Source organism: Clavibacter sp. B3I6 (genome assembly GCF_030816895.1).
In the GTDB taxonomy this organism is placed as follows: Bacteria; Actinomycetota; Actinomycetes; order Actinomycetales; family Microbacteriaceae; genus Clavibacter.
Map to the genome: position 1 here is coordinate 861,561 of NZ_JAUSYL010000001.1, position 16,412 is coordinate 877,972.

15 protein-coding genes and 1 tRNA gene are annotated in these 16,412 nt (G+C 74.5%); 4 read left to right on the forward strand and 12 right to left on the reverse strand.

Features of this window, described 5'->3' with window-relative positions; all coding sequences use genetic code 11:
- Positions 1-55: 55 nt before the first annotated feature.
- The 4 genes from QFZ62_RS04030 to xylB all read right to left on the reverse strand — a co-directional run bounded on the left by QFZ62_RS04030 (position 56) and on the right by xylB (position 4,603).
- Positions 56-1,006, reverse strand: a complete 951-nt coding sequence (locus QFZ62_RS04030; protein ID WP_307501998.1) for a type II secretion system F family protein — start codon at positions 1,004-1,006, stop codon at positions 56-58.
- On the reverse strand, positions 1,003-1,866 hold the full coding sequence (locus QFZ62_RS04035) for a type II secretion system F family protein (RefSeq protein WP_307502002.1): 864 nt from the start codon (positions 1,864-1,866) through the stop codon (positions 1,003-1,005). The genes QFZ62_RS04030 and QFZ62_RS04035 overlap by 4 nt, the downstream gene beginning before the upstream one ends.
- Complete coding sequence (locus QFZ62_RS04040; protein WP_307502005.1) at positions 1,863-3,098, reverse strand: CpaF family protein; 1,236 nt, start codon at positions 3,096-3,098, stop codon at positions 1,863-1,865. Before QFZ62_RS04040 ends, QFZ62_RS04035 begins: the two co-directional genes overlap by 4 nt.
- Positions 3,099-3,169: 71 nt before the next feature.
- Positions 3,170-4,603, reverse strand: coding sequence for a xylulokinase (gene xylB, locus QFZ62_RS04045; RefSeq protein ID WP_307502007.1), 1,434 nt, complete (start codon positions 4,601-4,603; stop codon positions 3,170-3,172).
- 32 nt (positions 4,604-4,635) lie between these two features.
- Here xylB and QFZ62_RS04050 point away from each other — a divergent pair.
- The 3 genes from QFZ62_RS04050 to QFZ62_RS04060 all read left to right on the forward strand — a co-directional run bounded on the left by QFZ62_RS04050 (position 4,636) and on the right by QFZ62_RS04060 (position 6,561).
- Positions 4,636-4,717 (forward strand) — tRNA-Leu (locus tag QFZ62_RS04050).
- A 70-nt stretch (positions 4,718-4,787) separates the two neighbouring features.
- Positions 4,788-5,711: a pyridoxal-phosphate dependent enzyme gene (locus QFZ62_RS04055; protein WP_307502011.1), complete on the forward strand. Its 924-nt coding sequence runs from the start codon at positions 4,788-4,790 to the stop codon at positions 5,709-5,711.
- A gap of 121 nt (positions 5,712-5,832) precedes the next feature.
- The gene (locus tag QFZ62_RS04060) at positions 5,833-6,561 is read left to right on the forward strand and encodes a DedA family protein (RefSeq protein WP_307502014.1); all 729 of its coding nucleotides are present in this window, start codon (positions 5,833-5,835) and stop codon (positions 6,559-6,561) included.
- Positions 6,562-6,641: 80 nt separating this feature from the next.
- Here the strand turns inward: QFZ62_RS04060 and QFZ62_RS04065 are convergent, their stop codons facing one another.
- From QFZ62_RS04065 to QFZ62_RS04085, 5 genes are all read right to left on the reverse strand, one after another.
- Positions 6,642-7,559, reverse strand: coding sequence for a cation diffusion facilitator family transporter (locus QFZ62_RS04065; RefSeq protein WP_307502017.1), 918 nt, complete (start codon positions 7,557-7,559; stop codon positions 6,642-6,644).
- A gap of 87 nt (positions 7,560-7,646) precedes the next feature.
- The gene (locus tag QFZ62_RS04070; RefSeq protein WP_307502021.1) at positions 7,647-8,255 is read right to left on the reverse strand and encodes a non-canonical purine NTP pyrophosphatase; all 609 of its coding nucleotides are present in this window, start codon (positions 8,253-8,255) and stop codon (positions 7,647-7,649) included.
- 10 nt (positions 8,256-8,265) lie between these two features.
- Positions 8,266-9,003, reverse strand: coding sequence for a ribonuclease PH (gene rph / locus QFZ62_RS04075; RefSeq protein ID WP_307502024.1), 738 nt, complete (start codon positions 9,001-9,003; stop codon positions 8,266-8,268).
- Positions 9,000-9,896, reverse strand: coding sequence for a glutamate racemase (gene murI, locus QFZ62_RS04080; protein WP_307502027.1), 897 nt, complete (start codon positions 9,894-9,896; stop codon positions 9,000-9,002). Before murI ends, rph begins: the two co-directional genes overlap by 4 nt.
- Positions 9,897-9,966: 70 nt before the next feature.
- Positions 9,967-11,430 (reverse strand): cryptochrome/photolyase family protein, encoded by a 1,464-nt coding sequence (locus tag QFZ62_RS04085; protein WP_307502029.1) that lies wholly within the window; start codon positions 11,428-11,430, stop codon positions 9,967-9,969.
- A gap of 91 nt (positions 11,431-11,521) precedes the next feature.
- Between QFZ62_RS04085 and QFZ62_RS04090 the strand changes: the two genes are divergently transcribed.
- Positions 11,522-12,835: a nicotinate phosphoribosyltransferase gene (locus QFZ62_RS04090; protein ID WP_307502032.1), complete on the forward strand. Its 1,314-nt coding sequence runs from the start codon at positions 11,522-11,524 to the stop codon at positions 12,833-12,835.
- A gap of 35 nt (positions 12,836-12,870) precedes the next feature.
- Here the strand turns inward: QFZ62_RS04090 and QFZ62_RS04095 are convergent, their stop codons facing one another.
- From QFZ62_RS04095 to QFZ62_RS04105, 3 genes are read right to left on the reverse strand one after another with little or no spacing between them, the layout of a single operon-like run.
- A complete protein-coding gene (locus QFZ62_RS04095) occupies positions 12,871-13,158 on the reverse strand; it encodes a DUF3039 domain-containing protein (protein WP_191148785.1) in 288 nt (95 codons plus the stop codon).
- A 58-nt stretch (positions 13,159-13,216) separates the two neighbouring features.
- Positions 13,217-14,788: an ABC transporter permease gene (locus QFZ62_RS04100; protein WP_307502036.1), complete on the reverse strand. Its 1,572-nt coding sequence runs from the start codon at positions 14,786-14,788 to the stop codon at positions 13,217-13,219.
- Positions 14,764-15,897: an ABC transporter ATP-binding protein gene (locus QFZ62_RS04105; protein WP_373425936.1), complete on the reverse strand. Its 1,134-nt coding sequence runs from the start codon at positions 15,895-15,897 to the stop codon at positions 14,764-14,766. The genes QFZ62_RS04100 and QFZ62_RS04105 overlap by 25 nt, the downstream gene beginning before the upstream one ends.
- Positions 15,898-16,412: the final 515 nt, after the last annotated feature.

Consider the following 16,412-nt stretch of genomic DNA (forward strand, 5'->3'; position numbering starts at 1 on the left):
GTTCGTCGGTCATGTCGTGCCTCTCGGTCGATGGTCGGTGATGGTGGGCGTCCGCCTACAGCCCGAGCTGCAGGACGACGACGCCGGGGAACAGGGCGAAGACGATGGTGAGCGGGAGGATCAGGAACACCAGGGGCACGAGCATCCCCACCTCCTTGCGTCCCGCGCTCTCGAGCAGCTCGCGCTTGGCGACCTCGCGCGCGTCCTGCGCCTGGGCGCGGAGGACCTCCGCGAGCGGCGTGCCGCGTTCGAGGGATCCGGCCAGCTGGTCCACGAGGCGGGACACGGACGGCAGGGCCAGGCGCCGGGCGAGGTCGTCGAAGGCGCGTGTGACCGGGATGCCCGTGCCGACGTCGGCGACGACGCGGCCCAATTCCCCCGCGAGCTCCCCGGACCCCACGCGGGCGACGCGGCGGAGCGCGTCGAGCAGCCCCTCCCCCGCCGCGAGGCTGAGCGCGAGGAACTCCAGCACCGTGGGCAGCTCCGCGGAGATCCGCGCGATGCGGCGGGTGGCCCGTCGCTCGAGCTCCGAGTCGCACGCGACGAGCCCCGCGACGGCGGCCACGAGGGGGATCCCGACCAGCTGCGTCTGCGGGACGGACCCGGCGACGAGGACCGCGCCCCCGGTGAGCGCGGCGGCGACGGCTCCCGCGGCCGCCCCGAGCACGAGCCCCACGAGCTGGCGCGACCGGTGGCGCTCGACGTCCTCGGCGGCGCCGGCCTGACCCAGCAGCCGCTCGATCCGCTCCGTCCCGCCCAGCACGCGCGCGAGGCCGCGACGCAGCGGGACGACCACCGGAGCGCCGAGCGTGCCGAGCACGGGCAGGGGGTGCACGGTGGTGAGCGCGAGGTGCCGACGCGCGCCCTCGGACACGTCGAGCACGTGCGGGGCCACGCGGTCGAGCAGGCGCGCCCGGCGCAGGCGCGGGATCGCGCCCATCATCGACCAGAGGCCGAGGCCCGCCAGCAACCCGAGCACGGCGCCCCAGGACTCCGCTCCCGTCACGCGAACCACCTCCGGTCCTCCGGCAGGCGCCCGAGGGCGAGCATCAGGCGGTAGGCGACCGCCGAGACGGCGAGGCCGATCACGATGACCACGGTGCCGGCGGTCGTGTCGTAGGCGGCAGCGGCCTCGGGTCGGGTCGACAGCAGCGCCAGGATGATCCACGGCGCGGCGACCCCGAGCTTGGCCGCGTTCACCACCCACGACTGCCGCGCCTCGGCCTCGCTGCGGATGGCCGCCTCCTCGCGGAGGAAGCGGGCGAGGCCGCGGAGGACGTCGGGGAGCTGGGTGCCGCCCACCTCGCGCGCCATCCGCAGCGTCTCGAGGATGCGGTCGGCGGTGGGGTCCGCCAGCCGATCCTTCAGCTCGTCGAGCGCGACGGCGAAGCTGCCGGTCGTGCGGTGCACGGACGCGAAGTCCCGGAACGCCGGCCGGAGGACGGTCGGACCGGCGACGGCGAGCGAGGCCACGGCGTCCGGGAGACCCAGGCCCGCCCGCACCGCGCTCACGAGGTGGTCGACCACGTCCGGCCAGACGGCGCGCTGCGCCCGACGCCGGGCCGTGGAACGCGCGCCCACCACGACCCACGGGAGGAGGAGCCCCGCGATGCCGGCGGCCAGCGCCGCGGCGTCCACGCGGAGGAGGGCCTCCACCAGCAGGGCGGCCGCGAGCCCGACGAGGGCGGAGATCGCGAGGAACGAGCTGACGGACACCCGCTCCAGCCCGGCGTGCGTGAGGCGGTCGTGCACCGCGGCCGCCACACCGCGACCCCGACCTGCGGCACCCCCTGCCGCCGGCCAGATCCACGGCGCGAGGAGGAGGACGAGGCCCGCGCCGAGGGCGAGGCCGAGGGCGGCGCTCACGGCGCCCCCACCAGGATCCGGAGCGGGTCGAGCCCCGCCGACCGGTACTTGCCGAGGTGCGCCGGCTGTCCGCCCGTCGCGGTCAGCATCCCGTCCTCCAGCGCGAAGACCGAGCTCGCCTCGATGACCATGCCGGAGTGCCGGCCGCCGGGCGCGAGGATCTCGACCACGCGGCGGGCGCCCGACGGCAGCACCTCGAGGTGCACGACGAGGTCGACCGACGTCGCGACGGTGGGGACCACGAAGGCGGCGTCGATGTTGCGCCCCGCGAGCAGCGGCAGCGTGCACAGCTTGACGAGCGCCTCGCGCGCGCTGTTCGCGTGGATCGAGCACATGCCCGGCACGCCGGAGTTGAGCGCGATGAGGAGGTCGAGGCACTCCGCCTCGCGCACCTCGCCGACCACGAGCCGGTCGGGCCGCATCCGCAGCGCCTCCTTGATGAGGCGGCGCAGCGTGATCTCGCCGGAGCCCTCGAGGCTCGGTTGCCGGCACTGCATGGCCACGACGTCGCGGCCCGCGGGATCGAGCTCGAACGTCTCCTCCACCGTGACGATGCGGTCGGACGCGCGGGCCGAGGCGAGGAGCGCGTCGATCATGGTGGTCTTGCCGGTGTGGGTCGCACCGCTCACCACGATGGACAGGCCCGCGCGCACGCTCATCCGGAGGAACTCCGCGGCCTGCAGCGGCAGGCTGCTGAGCGCCACGAGGTGGTCGAGGTCGCGGATCCGCCGGGAGAACTTGCGGATGTTGACGGCCCAGTGGCGCCGTGTGACGTCCGGAATGACCACGTGCAGGCGCGACCCGTCGGGCAGCGACGCGTCCACGAACGGCGTCGACAGGTCGACCCGTCGCCCGGACGACTGCAGCATCCGCTCGACCAGGTCGCGCACCTCCGCGTCGGAGAGGACGAGCGAGGTCAGCTCGGGGACGCCGGCCCGCGCCACGAACACGCGCGTGGGGGCGTTGATCCAGATCTCCTCGATCGCGTCGTCGTCGAGGAGCGGCTGCAGCGCCCCGAAGCCCGTGATGCGCGCGAGCACCTGCCGCTCGGTGGCCGCCTCGTCGTCGACGAGCCGGGTGTCGGATCCGAGCGCCTGCTCCGCGAAGCGCCGGACCTCCTCGCGCACCACGGCCGCCGTGCCCGCCGGGTCGGGCGCCGATCCGTCGTCCCGCAGGCGCTCCCGCACGCGGCCGGCGATGGTGTCGAGGGGCGTCCGCGTCTGCACCCGCACAGGATGCTGATCAGGCGGCGATCCCGCCGGGGCCGTCCACAGGCCGGCGCGTCAGCGCCGGCCCGCGGACCTCAGTACCCCAGCTCCGCCTTCGCCGCCGCGTACGCCGCGCGCACCGCGGGCACGCCCGGCGCGTCGAAGACCTCGTCACCCGCGAGGGGCCACGCAGGCACGCTGCCCGTGAGGATCCACGCGGCCTGCTTCGCGGCGCCGTCGGCGACGAACTCGCCCGCGTCCGGCACGTGGATGGGGACGCCGAAGATCGTCGGCGCGATCTCGCACACGGCCCGGCTCTTCGCTCCGCCGCCGATGAGGAGCACGCGCTCCACGCGCACGCCCTGGCGCGTGATCGCGTCGAGGCCGTCGGCCAGGCCGCACAGCATGCCCTCGACGTGCGCGCGGGCCATGGTCGCCGGCGTGCTGTTGCGGAGGGTCATGCCGTGCAGCGACGCGGTCGCGTCGGGGAGGTTCGGCGTGCGCTCGCCCTCGAAGTACGGGAGGAGCACGAGGCCGTCGGATCCCGCGGGGGCCTCGAGCGCCAGCTCGGACAGCCGCGCGTGGTCGACGCCCAGGAGGCGCGCACCGCCGTCGAGCACGCGGGCGGCGTTGAGGGTCGCAATGAGCGGGAGGAAGTTGCCCGTGGCGTCGGCGAAGCCCGCGACCGTGCCGGAGGCGTCGGTGATCGGGTCGGCCGTGACCGCGAAGACCGTGCCGGAGGTGCCGATGGAGACGACCACGTCGCCCGGCACCGCGCCGAGGCCGAGCGCGGCGGCGGCGTTGTCGCCGGCGCCGGGCCCGACGGGGATGCCCGCGGGGACGCCGGGGATGCCGTCCGCCGTGACGCCCGCGGACTCGAAGGGGCCGAGCACGCGCGGCAGGCCGACGACGCGGCCGAGAGCGCGCTCCAGCAGGTCGAGGCGGTACTCCCCCAACACGCTCGACCAGTACGCCGTGCCGCTCGCGTCGGAGCGGTCGGTGGCGAGGGCGGCGAGGTCCGGGGACCCGACGCCGTGGCCGAGGAGGCGCCAGGTCAGCCAGTCGTGCGGGAGGGCGACGGCAGCGACACGGGCTGCGTTCTCGGGCTCGGCGTCGCGGAGCCAGCGGAGCTTGGTGGCGGTGAAGGACGCGACGGGGACGACGCCGGTGGCGCTCGCCCAGGTGTCGGCGCCCAGCTCGTCGCGGAGGTCGGCGGCGGCCTGCGCGGAACGGGTGTCGTTCCAGAGGAGCGCGTCGCGGACGACCGCGCCCGACTCGTCGAGGCAGACCATGCCGTGCTGCTGGCCGCCGACGGAGATGGCCGCGACGTCGTCGAGCCCGCCCGCGTCGGCGACGGCCGCGAGGAGGGCGTCCCACCATCGGGCCGGATCCACCTCCGTGCCGTCGGGGTGGGACGCGCGGCCGGAGCGCACCAGGGCGCCCGTGTCGAGGTCGCGGACGACCACCTTGCAGCTCTGCGTGGAGGAGTCGATGCCTGCTACGAGTGTCTTCGTTGTCACGTTCAACATATTAGGGGTCGTCCTAAGCTGGTCGGGCACCCGCGGGAGTGGTGGAATCGGTAGACACGCAGGATTTAGGTTCCTGTGCTTTCGAGCGTGAGGGTTCAAGTCCCTTCTCCCGCACGAGGGCGAGGGCCGCCGGAACGCGGGATCCGCCCTACGGCGGCGCTCCGACCCGAACGAGGAGCAGCCCGTGGACGACCGCATCCGCCTCTGGACCGAGCCGACGCCCGTGCACCCGGTCCCCCGGCTGGCCGAGGCGCTCGGCCTCCACCCCGAGCGGCTCCTGATGAAGCGCGACGACCTCATCGGCTGGGGCGGCGGCGGCAACAAGGCCCGGAAGCTCGAGCGCTCGCTCGGCCGGGCCCTCGCGCGCGGGGCGACGACAGTCGTCACCACGGGCGCCGCGCAGAGCAACCACGCGCGCATGACCGCGGCCGCGGGCGCGACGCTGGGGCTCGACGTGGTGCTCGTCCTCGAGGGGCACGAGGTCGCTCCGCGCGGCAACGTCCTGCTCGACGGGCTGTACGGCGCGCGCATCGAGTGGTCGGGCGACGAGGGCGCCGGGTCGCGCGCCGGGTCCGTCGTGGCGGAGCTGGAGGCGGCGGGCACGCGCGTGCACCGCGTGGCGTTCGGCGGATCCGACGCGCACTCCGTGCAGGGGTTCGTCGACGCGGGGCACGAGCTCCGCGATCAGGTCGGCGACGTCGACCACGTGGTGGTCGCGCTCGGCTCGGGCGGCACCATGGCGGGGCTCGTCGAGGCGCTGGGACCGGAGCGCGTGCTCGGCGTCCACTGCGGGGCGGTGGAGGCGCCGCGGACGGTGGTCGCCGGGTTCCTCGAGGAGCGCGGCACGGGCATCGGCGCCGACCGCCTCCGCATCGACGAGGACCGGGTGGGCGCCGGGTACGCCCACCTCACGGACGAGGCGCGTTCCGCGCTCGTGCTCGTCGCGCGGACGACCGGGATCCTCCTCGACCCGACGTACACCGCACGCGCGGCGGCGGGCCTCGCGGCCGCGGCACGCAGCGGATCCATCGGCGCTGACGACCGGATCGTGCTCTGGCACTCAGGCGGCGTCCCCGGGCTCTTCGGCCACGCCGAGCTCGGCGCCTGACGCCCCGTCGCACCCCTCGACCGGGGGCGTCCCGGTCACGGCGCGCTCGCGGCCGCTCCCGATAACCTGTGCTCTGCCGCCGGTCGCCACGACCGTCGAAGCACCACGACTGGAGCCCCACGTGCATCCCCTGCTCTTCGACTTCCTCGACTCGACGACGCTCATCGAGTCGTTCGGGGGATTCGCCCTCATCGGGATCTGCCTCATCATCTTCGCCGAGACGGGACTGCTCTTCGGCTTCCTCTTCCCCGGCGACACGCTCCTCGTCATCGCGGGGCTGACGCTCCCCGGCATCACCGGCATCGACATCTGGTGGGTGTGCCTCGCCATCGCCTTCTCGGCCTTCGCGGGCGGCGAGGTCGGCTACCTCATCGGCCACAAGGCGGGCCCGAAGGTGTTCGAGCGCAAGGACTCCGGCATCTTCAGCCGCCAGAACGTCGTCCGCACGAACGCGTTCTTCGCCCGCTTCGGCGGCCTCGCGGTCATCGCGGCGCGCTTCGTGCCGATCGTCCGCACCTTCGCGCCCATCGCGGCCGGCGTCGGCCACATGGACTACCGCAAGTACTCCTTCTACAACGCCGTCGGCGCCATCATCTGGGGCGCGGGGCTGACCTGGCTCGGGCACCTCCTCAACGGCTTCCCGCCCATCCGCGACTTCGTCACGCACTACATCGACTACGTCCTGCTCGGCGCGGTCGTCGTCACGCTCGTCCCCACCGCGATCCACTTCCTCCGCGCCCGCAAGCACGCGCGCGACGAGGAGCAGGCCGGCATCGCGCACGACGGCGAGGACCTCGCGCTCGCGCCCGAGTACTTCGACCAGGACCCCTCGAACGACCCGCGCCGCTGAGACGGCGGTGAGCACGAGCGCTCCGCGGGCTCCGAGCCGCGGATGCGCCTTCGCCCGCTGAGGACGGACCCGACCGCGGGTCAGACGTGGTGCCGGTGCTCGTGCCCGGCGTGCTCCTCGGGCTCCAGCTGGAACGTGCTGTGCTCGACGTCGAAGTGGTCGTCGAGGCAGCCGGCCAGCCGGTCGAGAAGCTCCCCCGTGCGTCCCTCGCGGAACACCTCCTGCTCCACCACGACGTGCGCGGTGAAGACGGGCGATCCCGAGGTGATGGCCCACACGTGGACGTCGTGCACGGCCGTGACGCCGGGGGTCTCGAGCAGATGGGCGCGGATCCGCTCGGGCTCGGTGCCCACGGGCGTGGACTCGGTGAGCACGCGCACCACGTCCCGCAGCAGCACCGCTGCGCGCGGCACGATGAGCGCCGCGATGACGAGCGACGCGATCGCGTCGGCGCGGCCGAAGCCCGTGAGCGCGATGACGACGCCCGCGACGATGGCGGCGACGGACCCGAACGCGTCGCCGAGCACCTCGAGGTAGGCGCCGCGCAGGCCGATCGAGCGGCCCGCTCCCCCGCGCAGCACGACGAGCGCCGCGATGTTGGCGACCAGGCCGATGCCGGCGGCGAGCAGCATGACGCCGCCGTCCACCTCCGGACTCTCCGGCGCCAGCAGCCGCTGGACGCCCTGCACCGCGACGTACACCCCGACGACCGCGAGGATCAGGCCGTTCACGAGCGCGCCGAGCACCTCGCCGCGCTGGAAGCCGAACGTGTGCCGGTCGGTCGCGGGACGCGCGGCGACGACCGTGGCCACCAGGGCGATGCCGAGGCCGAGCAGGTCGCTCGTCATGTGACCGGCGTCCGCGAGGAGCGCCAGGGAGCCGGAGACGAGGGCGCCGATCACCTCCACGACGAGCACCGACGCGGTGATGGCGATCGCGACGACGAGGCGGCGGCGGTCGGTGACGGCCGCGCCGTGGTCGTGCGATCCGGAACCCATGCCCCCACCGTACGGGCGCGCGAGCGGGCGGATCCGACCGGCACCGCAGTCGGGAACGACTCCCGCTCTCAGGAGGGCGGACGGGCGTCAGCCGCGACCGAGGAGCTCCTGCCGGACCACCGGCATGATCGCGTCGAAGGCCAGGGCGCGGTGGCTCACGCGGTTCTTCTCGTCAGCGCTCAGGGCCGCCGCGCTCGCGCCGCCGGTCGACGGTCGGAAGATCGGGTCATAGCCGAAGCCGCCCTCCCCCTCGACCGCGCGGAGCACGGATCCCTCCCAGACGCCGACCGCCGTGCGCTCGACGAGGCCGTCGTCGGTCGGCACGACGAGGGCGGCCGCGCAGGTGAAGCGCGCGCCGCGGTGGGCGTCCGGCACGTCGCCCAGCTGCCACAGCAGGAGCTCGAGGTTCTCCCGGCTGTCGCGGGCGGGGCCCGACCAGCGCGCCGAGAAGATGCCGGGCGATCCGCCGAGGACGTCGACGCCGATGCCGGAGTCGTCGGCCAGCGCCGCGCAGCCCGTGTGGAGGGCGGCCGCGCGGGCCTTGATGAGGGCGTTCTCCTCGAAGGTCGTGCCGTCCTCCACGGGCTCCGGTCCGTCGTAGGCGGCCAGATCGATGCCGTCGAGGCGCGCGCCGAGGATCCGGCGGAGCTCCTCGACCTTGTGGGCGTTGTGCGTGGCGAGGACGAGCGGGATCACGGGGTCGGCCTCAGCGTCCGAGCGCCTGCGCCTGCAGTGCGGTGAGCGTGACCCCGCCGCCGAGAGCGAGGTCGAGCAGCGCGTCGAGCTCGGCGCGGTCGAAGGGCGCACCCTCGGCCGTGCCCTGCACCTCGACGAACGAGCCGCTGCCCGTCATGACGACGTTCATGTCGGTCTCGGCACGCACGTCCTCGACGTACGCGAGGTCGAGGAGCGGCCTCTGGTCGACGATGCCCACCGAGACGGCGGCGACGCTGTCCTTCAGCGGCGTGGCCCGCTGGGCGATGAACTTCCGCTCGCGACCCCACTCGAGCGCGTCGGCGAGCGCGACGTACGCGCCCGTGATCGCGGCGGTGCGCGTGCCGCCGTCGGCCTGGAGCACGTCGCAGTCGATGACGATCGTGTTCTCGCCGAGCGCCTTCATGTCGACGACGGCGCGGAGGCTCCGGCCGATGAGGCGCGAGATCTCGTGCGTGCGGCCGCCGACCTTGCCCTTCACGGCCTCGCGGTCCATGCGCTCGTTCGTGGCGCGCGGCAGCATGGCGTACTCGGCGGTGACCCAGCCCTGCCCGCTCCCGGCCTTCCAGCGCGGCACGCGGTTGGTGAAGGACGCCGTGCAGAGGACGCGGGTGCGCCCGAAGGAGATGAGGGCGGATCCCTCGGCCTGCTCGCTCCAGTTCCGCTCGATGCTGATCTCGCGCAGCTGGTCGGCGGCGCGTCCGTCGTGGCGGGTGGTCTCGTCGGTCATGTGCGGCCTCGGCTCTGCTCGGGGATGGAGGGGGTGCCGGACGCGGACGACGCGACGGACGCGTCCTCGCGGATCCGGCGGGGAAGGGAGATGGCGCCCGTCTCGACCAGCTCGACGTGCGTGACGCCGGTGCCGAGCATGCGGTGCGCGAGGTCCTCGAAGTCGGAGGCCCGGCCGCCGGTCGCCTCGTACCGGATCACCGGCGGGGCGTCGGAGCGGCGCTCGATGCCCGCGGAGACGAGCTCGCGGTAGACGTCCTTGGCGGTCTCGGTGTCGCTCGAGACGAGCGTGACTAGCGGACCCATGATCAGCGAGATGGCGCCCTCGAGGAACGGGTAGTGGGTGCAGCCGAGCACGAGCGTGTCGACGCCGGCGTCCTGCAGCGGCGCGAGGTATCGCTCGGCCGCGGCCATGAGCTCGGGGCCCGAGGTGATGCCGCGCTCGACGAAGCCGACGAAGTCGGGTGCCTCCGCGGAGGTGAGCGCGAGGTGCGGCGCCGCGGCGAACGCGTCGTCGTAGGCCCGGCTCGTGACGGTGGCATGCGTGGCGATCACGCCGACGCGGTGGTTGCGGGTGACGCTCACGGCGGTGCGCACGGCGGGCTGGATCACCTCGACCACGGGGATGTCGTAGCGCTCGCGGGCGTCGCGCAGCATGGCGGCGGAGGCGGTGTTGCAGGCGATGACGAGCATCTTGACGCCCCGGTCGACCAGGTCGTCGAGGACCGCGAGGGCGTAGCGGCGGACGTCCGCGATGGGCTTGTCGCCGTAGGGCGTGTGAGCCGTGTCGCCGATGTAGACGATGGACTCACGCGGCAGGAGGGTCGCCACCGCCCGGGCCACCGTGAGGCCGCCGACGCCGGAGTCGAAGATCCCGATCGGCGCGTCGCTCATCCCGCCAGCCTACCGGCGGGTGCGACGGCCGCCGGAGCCCGGCCCCGCGGATGCGGACCTGCGCCGCGGCTCACAGCGACGTCCGCGCGTCCTCCTGCGCGACGAGCTCCGGCAGGTCCTTGAGTCGCGAGAGGCCCGCCAGCGGCTGGTTCATCCGCGCGTTGCCGCGCAGCCGCTCCTGGTGCCGCTCGAGGAACCGCCAGTAGCCGGCCGTGTACGGGCACGCGGTGGGCCCGACCCGGACCTTCGGGTCGAAGGGGCAGCCGCCGCAGTGATCGCTCATGCGGTCGATGTAGGCGCCTCCCGCCGCGTAGGGCTTGGTCGCCATCCGGCCGCCGTCGGCGTGCAGCGCCATCCCCACCACGTTCGCCGGCATGACCCAGGGCGTGCCGTCGACGAAGGAGTCGATGAACCAGTCGTTCATGGCGCGCGGGTCGTAGCCGCGCTGGAGCGCGAGGTTGCCGAGGATCATCAGCCGCTCGATGTGGTGCGCCCAGCCGTGTGTGCGGACCTTGTCGACGACGTGGGCGAGGCAGGCCGCCTCGATGCCCGACGGGTCGAGCGCCTGCAGCGCGGTGGGGACGCCGCGACGCGCCTCGAGCCGGTTCTGGGAGGTGTAGTCGTCCTCGAACGCCCAGTAGAGGTGCCAGACGTAGTCGCGCCAGCCCATGATCTGCCGCACGATGCCCTCGACGCTCTGGATGGGAGCGCGCCCGGCGGCGTGCTCCGCCGTGATGCGCTCGATGACGTCGGCGGGATCCAGCACGCCCATGTTCATGGTGGCGCTCAGCAGCGAGTGCGCCATGGTCCAGTCGCCGCGCAGGGAGGCGTCCTCGAAGGGCCCGAAGTCGTTGAGGCGGCTGGCCACGAAGTCGTCGAGCGATCGGCGGCCCTCCTCGGGCGTGACCGCGAAGCGGCGCGGCCCGTCCTCGCCGACGAAGCGCATGAGGCCCTTCCGCTCCCACTCGTCGAGGTCGGCGCGCACCTCGGCGTCGATCTCGTCCTCCTCCGGCCACCAGGGCTCCGGGAGCCCGAGGCTCGCGGCGCCGCGGGGCGGCCGCTCGCGGTTGTCGTGGTCGTAGTTCCAGCGGCCGCCGACCGGGCTGTCGCCGTCCATGAGGATGCCGGTGCGCGCGCGGGACCACCGGTAGAAGTCCTCCATCACCAGGCGGTTGGAGGTGCGGCCCGCCATCCACTCGGCGAACTCCTGCTCGCTCGTGACGAAGCCGCGGCTCGGCAGCACCTCCGCCCCGATCTCGGCCACGAGCCGACGGAGCCCCCGCGAGGTGGGGTCGATGACCTCGAGGTCGCGCCGACCCTCCACGACCTCGCGGTAGTGGTCCACCTGGTGGAACTCCACGCGGTCGCCCAGGGCGCGGGCCCGGTGCCGGATGCCGGACAGGATGAGGTGCGCCTTCGCGCGGTGGTACGGCCGACGCGCGAGCAGGCCGCGCGACTCGATGAGCAGCATGGGCCCGCCGTCGTCGAAGTGGTCGCCCAGCTGGTCGGCGAGGATCCATCGCGTGCGCTCCATGGCACGAACCTAGGCGGGACCCCCGTCATCGCGACCGCGCGTGCGCCAGGCGGATCGGCCCGACGCCGGGGCACCGTCCTAGGCTGGGCGCGTGCACCAGGCGACCTCCCTCCTCACCGACCGGTACGAGCTGACGATGCTCGACGCAGCGCTCAAGGCCGGCACCCACGACCGCGAGTGCGTGTTCGAGTGCTTCGCCCGGCGGCTGCCCACCGGCCGCCGCTTCGGCGTCGTCGCGGGCACGGGGCGTCTGCTCGAGCTGATCCGCGACTTCCGCTTCGGCGACGCCGAGCTCGAGTACCTCCGCTCCGAGCGGGTGGTGGGCGAGGAGGCGCTCGCGTGGCTCGCCGACTACCGCTTCCGCGGCCGCATCACGGGCTACCGCGAGGGCGAGGCGTACTTCCCCGGGTCACCGCTCCTCACCGTGGAGGCGCCCTTCGCCGACGGCGTGATCCTGGAGACGCTCGTCCTCAGTGTCCTCAACTACGACTCGGCCGTGGCCAGCGCCGCCGCCCGCATGGTGCAGGTCGCCGGCGGGCGGCCGCTCGCCGAGATGGGATCGCGCCGCACGGGCGAGCGCTCCGCCGTCGCCGCTGCCCGCGCCGCCTTCATCGCGGGCTTCAGCGCCACCTCGAACCTCGAGGCCGGACGCACCTGGGGCGTCCCGACCATGGGGACGGCCGCGCACTCCTTCACGCTCCTGCACGACACCGAGGAGCAGGCCTTCCGCGCGCAGGTCGATGCGCTGGGCGCCGGGACGACCCTCCTCGTCGACACCTACGACGTCCGGCAGGGCGTGGAGACCGCCGTCCGCGTCGCCGGCACGGGCCTCGGCGCCGTGCGGCTCGACTCCGGTGACCTCCCGGTCCTCGTCGGCGAGGTGCGCGCGCAGCTCGACGCGCTGGGGGCCACGGGCACCCGGATCACCGTCACCAACGACCTCGACGAGCACGGCATCGCGGGCCTCGCGGCTTCGCCCGTCGACTCCTACGGCGTCGGCACGTCGCTCGTCACGGGATCCGGCGCCCCCGCGGCCGGCATGGTCTTCAAGCTCGTCGCCCACCGTCCCGCCGGCGGGGGCGAGTGGGTCCCCGTCGCGAAGCGGTCGACGGGCAAGCAGAGCCGCGGCGGCCTCAAGGGCGCCCTGCGCCGGCACGACGCGGCTGGCGTCGCGACGTCCGAGCTCGTCACGGTCGGGCCGCATCCGGCGCCGCTCCCGGGCGACCGCGACCTCATCGTCACGCTCGTCGAGGACGGCGAGCCGGATCCGCGGTGGCTCGGCCCCGCGGGCACCGCGGCGGCACGCGAGCACCACGCCCGGGTCGTGCGCGACCTGCCGGTGCAGGCGTTCCGCCTGCGCGCGGGCGATCCGGCGATCCCCACCGAGGACGGCGCCACCGCCTGAGGCCGCCCCGGACGGCGGCGGACCACCCGGCCGGGCTACTCCGGCTTCATGCCCTCGTAGATGCGCTTGCAGTCGGGGCAGACGGGGAACTTCTCGGGGTCGCGGCCGGGCAGCCACTTCTTGCCGCAGAGCGCCTTGACGGGCTTGCCGCTGATGGCGGACTCCAGGATCTTGTCCTTCTTCACGTAGTGCGAGAAGCGCTCGTGATCTCCGGGTTCGATCGTCTCCTGCTCGAGGAGCTCCTCGAGCTCGCGGTCGAGGGTGTCGGTGCCGCCGCCCTGCGTGGGCCGGCCGGGGTCCTGTTCGATGCTGAGGATGACCATGGCCCCAGTCTACTTTTCCCGCGCGGGGGATCCGGCGGCGGCGCCGTCGGGGTCCGCGCTAGTGCCGCTGGGCGAACGCGAGGAGCTCCGGGCCGCGCCGCTCGAACACGCGGCCGCCGCCGACGAGTCCCGCGACCAGCGTCAGCACGCCGATCCCGATGCCCACGACCAGCGACCACGCCGGGTACGCGCCGCCGTGGACGAGGCCCATCCAGCCCAGCCACGCGGACGGGAGGGCCAGCACGACCGTGGCCAGGAAAGTGAGGGTCGGGACGGTGGATCCCCCCGCGCCAGCGGACTGCGGCGCGTGGAACGGGCTGTCCCCCGGCCGCGACGCCGGGTAGGGGAAGCGCGCGGAGAAGAGCGACGACAGCCCGACGCCGACGAGCAGGACCCCGCCGCTGACGCCGACGACCGACGGCAGGACCGACGCGTCGCCGAAGCCGAGCGCGCTGAGAGGCGCGCCAATCGCCACGAGCGGGACGCCGATGGCGAGGACCGGCACGATGCGGCCGACACGGTCGGCGACGCCCCGGATCCCCGAGACCACGTGCAGCCAGACGGCCGTGTGGTCGTGCGCGGTGTCGTTGTGCACGCTCCAGCCGAGGAACAGGGCCATGACGGGCAGCGGCACGAGCGCGAGCACGTGCGCGTCCACGTCGACGATGACGAGCGGGACGAGGAGGACGAGCGGGAGCACGGGGATGAGGACGAGCGTGGCGCGGTAGCGCGGATCGCGGATCCAGTACGTGACGCTGCGGGCGGCCACCGCCCCCGCCGGCGACGCCCCGAAGCGGCCGAACCAGCCGAGGCCGGTCTGCGCGCGGCCGCCGCCGGCGCGGTCGGGTGCGGTGAGCGCCCACGGCACGACGCGGATCCAGACGAGGACGAGGAGGGCCGCCGAGGCGATGGCCACGAGCAGCATGCCGACCGCGGCGCCCGCGTCGCCGGCGACGGCCGCGGCGGGGGCGGCCCAGGCGGCGCCGAGCGGCGTCCAGGCGAGGACGTCGAGCAGGCCGCGCGCGGGGCGGAGCCCGTCGTCGAGGAGGTCCGCCTGCGCGAGGGCGACGACGGCCGGCACGAGCAGCACGGCGACGAGGCCTGCCAGGAGGCCGGTCGCCTCGCGCGCCCGCCGCGTGCTGAGCAGGATCGAGGCGAGCACGGTGCTGATGCGGGCGACGAGCACGCTGGTGACGACGGCGGAGACGGCCCCCAGCACGGCGACGAGGGTCGTGAGCGGGTCGCGGGCCCAGGTGACGACGGTGGTCAGCGCGACGACGACGAGGATCACGCCGGGCACGCTGACGAGCGCGGCCACGCCGAGCGCGAGCGCCAGCCGTCGGGACGGGATGCCGTAGAGCGCGAAGCGCCGCGGATCCAGGGCGTCATCGGATCCGAGGACGAGCGGCACGACCAGGGCGCCGAGGACGACGAGCGCGCCCCCGGCCACGACGACGTCCCGCGCGGCCGGCACGTCCGCGTCGCGGAGACCCGCGAGCGCCCCCACGGCCAGCACCGTGACGAGGATCCCGTAGACGCCTGCCGCGACCAGGCCGAGCACCTGCCAGGGACTGCGGCGGAACGCGTTGGCGAGGAGGGCCAGCCTCAGTCGGAGAACGAGTGCAACCACGAGAACCCCTCCGCCGTGCGTCGGCCGCCGGCCAGGGCGACGAAGCGCTCCTCCAGCGAGCGGCCCGCACGGACGTCGTCCATGGTGCCCGAGGCGAGCACGCGGCCGTTGACGATGATCGCGACGTGGTCGCAGATGCGCTGGATGAAGTCCATGCCGTGGCTCGACAGCACGACGGTGCCCCCGTGCGCGACGTAGTCCTGGAGGATCTCGACGACGTTCGCCGCCGACACCGGGTCGACCGACTCGAACGGCTCGTCGAGCACGAGCATGCGCGGCGAGTGGATCATGGCGCAGGCCAGCGCGACCTTCTTGGTCATGCCCGCGGAGTAGTCGGTGACGAGGCGCCCGACGGCGTCCTCGAGCCCGAAGGCCTGGATCAGGTCGGCCGACCGGCTGCGGATCTGCGCGTCGTCGAGACCCCGGAGCGCACCCGAGTAGTGCAGGAGCTGCGCGCCCGTGAGGCGGTCGAACAGGCGGAGGCGGTCGGGGAGGACGCCGATGCTGCGCTTGGCGGTGAGCGGGTCGCGCCAGACGTCGATGCCGTTCACGGTGACGGTGCCGGCGTCGGGCCGGAGGAGCCCGGTGACCATGGACATGGTGGTGGTCTTGCCGGCGCCGTTCGGGCCGACGATCCCGTAGAAGGATCCCGCGCGCACCGTGAGCGCGACGTCGTCGACCGCGACCTTCTCATCGAACCGCTTGGTGAGCCCCTCGATCACGAGGACGTCGTCCCCGAGCTCGGGGGCGGCGGCGCGCTCCCCGCGCACCGACGGCGTGAGGGCGGTCTCCCCCACTCCGGGCAGGCCGGGGCGGGTCGAGCGCGGCGAGGTGAGGCTGTCGGTGCGCACGGTCACGGCGCGCGCAGGAGCTGCGGCGGTCGGTTCGGGCTCGGCTTCCGGCTCGGCCTGAGGTTCCGACTCCGGCTCGGGCTCGGGCTCGGGCTCGGGCTCGGGCTCGGGCTCGTCCGCCGAATCGGGCTGCGGCTGGGGCGCCTTCTCGGTCTCCGACGCAGTCGACGCGGCGACGTCGCCGCCCGCCGGCTCCCGGTCATCCGCGACCTCCGCCGCGGAGCCGTCTGCGTCAGAGGCGTCGTCGATCGCGGTCACGCCCTCGCCGGGTGCGACATCGTCCGTGCCGCTCGCGCCGTCCACGTGCGTCGAGTCCGCCCCGTGGTCCGCGTCCTCGTGCGGCGCGGCGTCATCCGGGGCCGCCGAGCCTCGCGGCTCCGCGGCGGCCGCGGCGTCGGGAGTGCCGGCGTCGGCGTCGGCACCGACGGCACTCCCGGCGCTCCCGGCCGGGCGCTGGACGCGCGTTCGGCGTCGCACGCGCGGCGGGCGCGGGGGCATCGCATCGCCCTCGGCACCGGTGTCCGCGACCGCACCCGTCCGTGCCGTCGACGCGACGACGGAGGCGGACTTCACGCGAGGCGGGGTGGGTGACACGACGACGGCGGGCGCGGTGCGCGGGGACGGCGCCGTGGCACGACGCGGCACCCGCTGCCCCGGACGCGGCGGACGCGGGACGGCCGCGGGGGCGCCGGTGCTCGAGGAGTCGGTCGCGACCTCGGGACCGACGGCGGTACCTGCGTCGGCGGCCGACGCGACGCTGTCCGACGCGCCCT

Coding starts and splice junctions, on each gene's coding strand:
- xylB (WP_307502007.1), bottom strand. CDS start 4,603: ATGTTGAACGTGACAACGAAGACACTCGTAGCAGGCATCGACTCCTCC.
- QFZ62_RS04065 (WP_307502017.1), bottom strand. CDS start 7,559: ATGGGTTCCGGATCGCACGACCACGGCGCGGCCGTCACCGACCGCCGC.
- rph (WP_307502024.1), bottom strand. CDS start 9,003: ATGACCGACGAGACCACCCGCCACGACGGACGCGCCGCCGACCAGCTG.
- murI (WP_307502027.1), bottom strand. CDS start 9,896: ATGAGCGACGCGCCGATCGGGATCTTCGACTCCGGCGTCGGCGGCCTC.
- QFZ62_RS04085 (WP_307502029.1), bottom strand. CDS start 11,430: ATGGAGCGCACGCGATGGATCCTCGCCGACCAGCTGGGCGACCACTTC.
- QFZ62_RS04095 (WP_191148785.1), bottom strand. CDS start 13,158: ATGGTCATCCTCAGCATCGAACAGGACCCCGGCCGGCCCACGCAGGGC.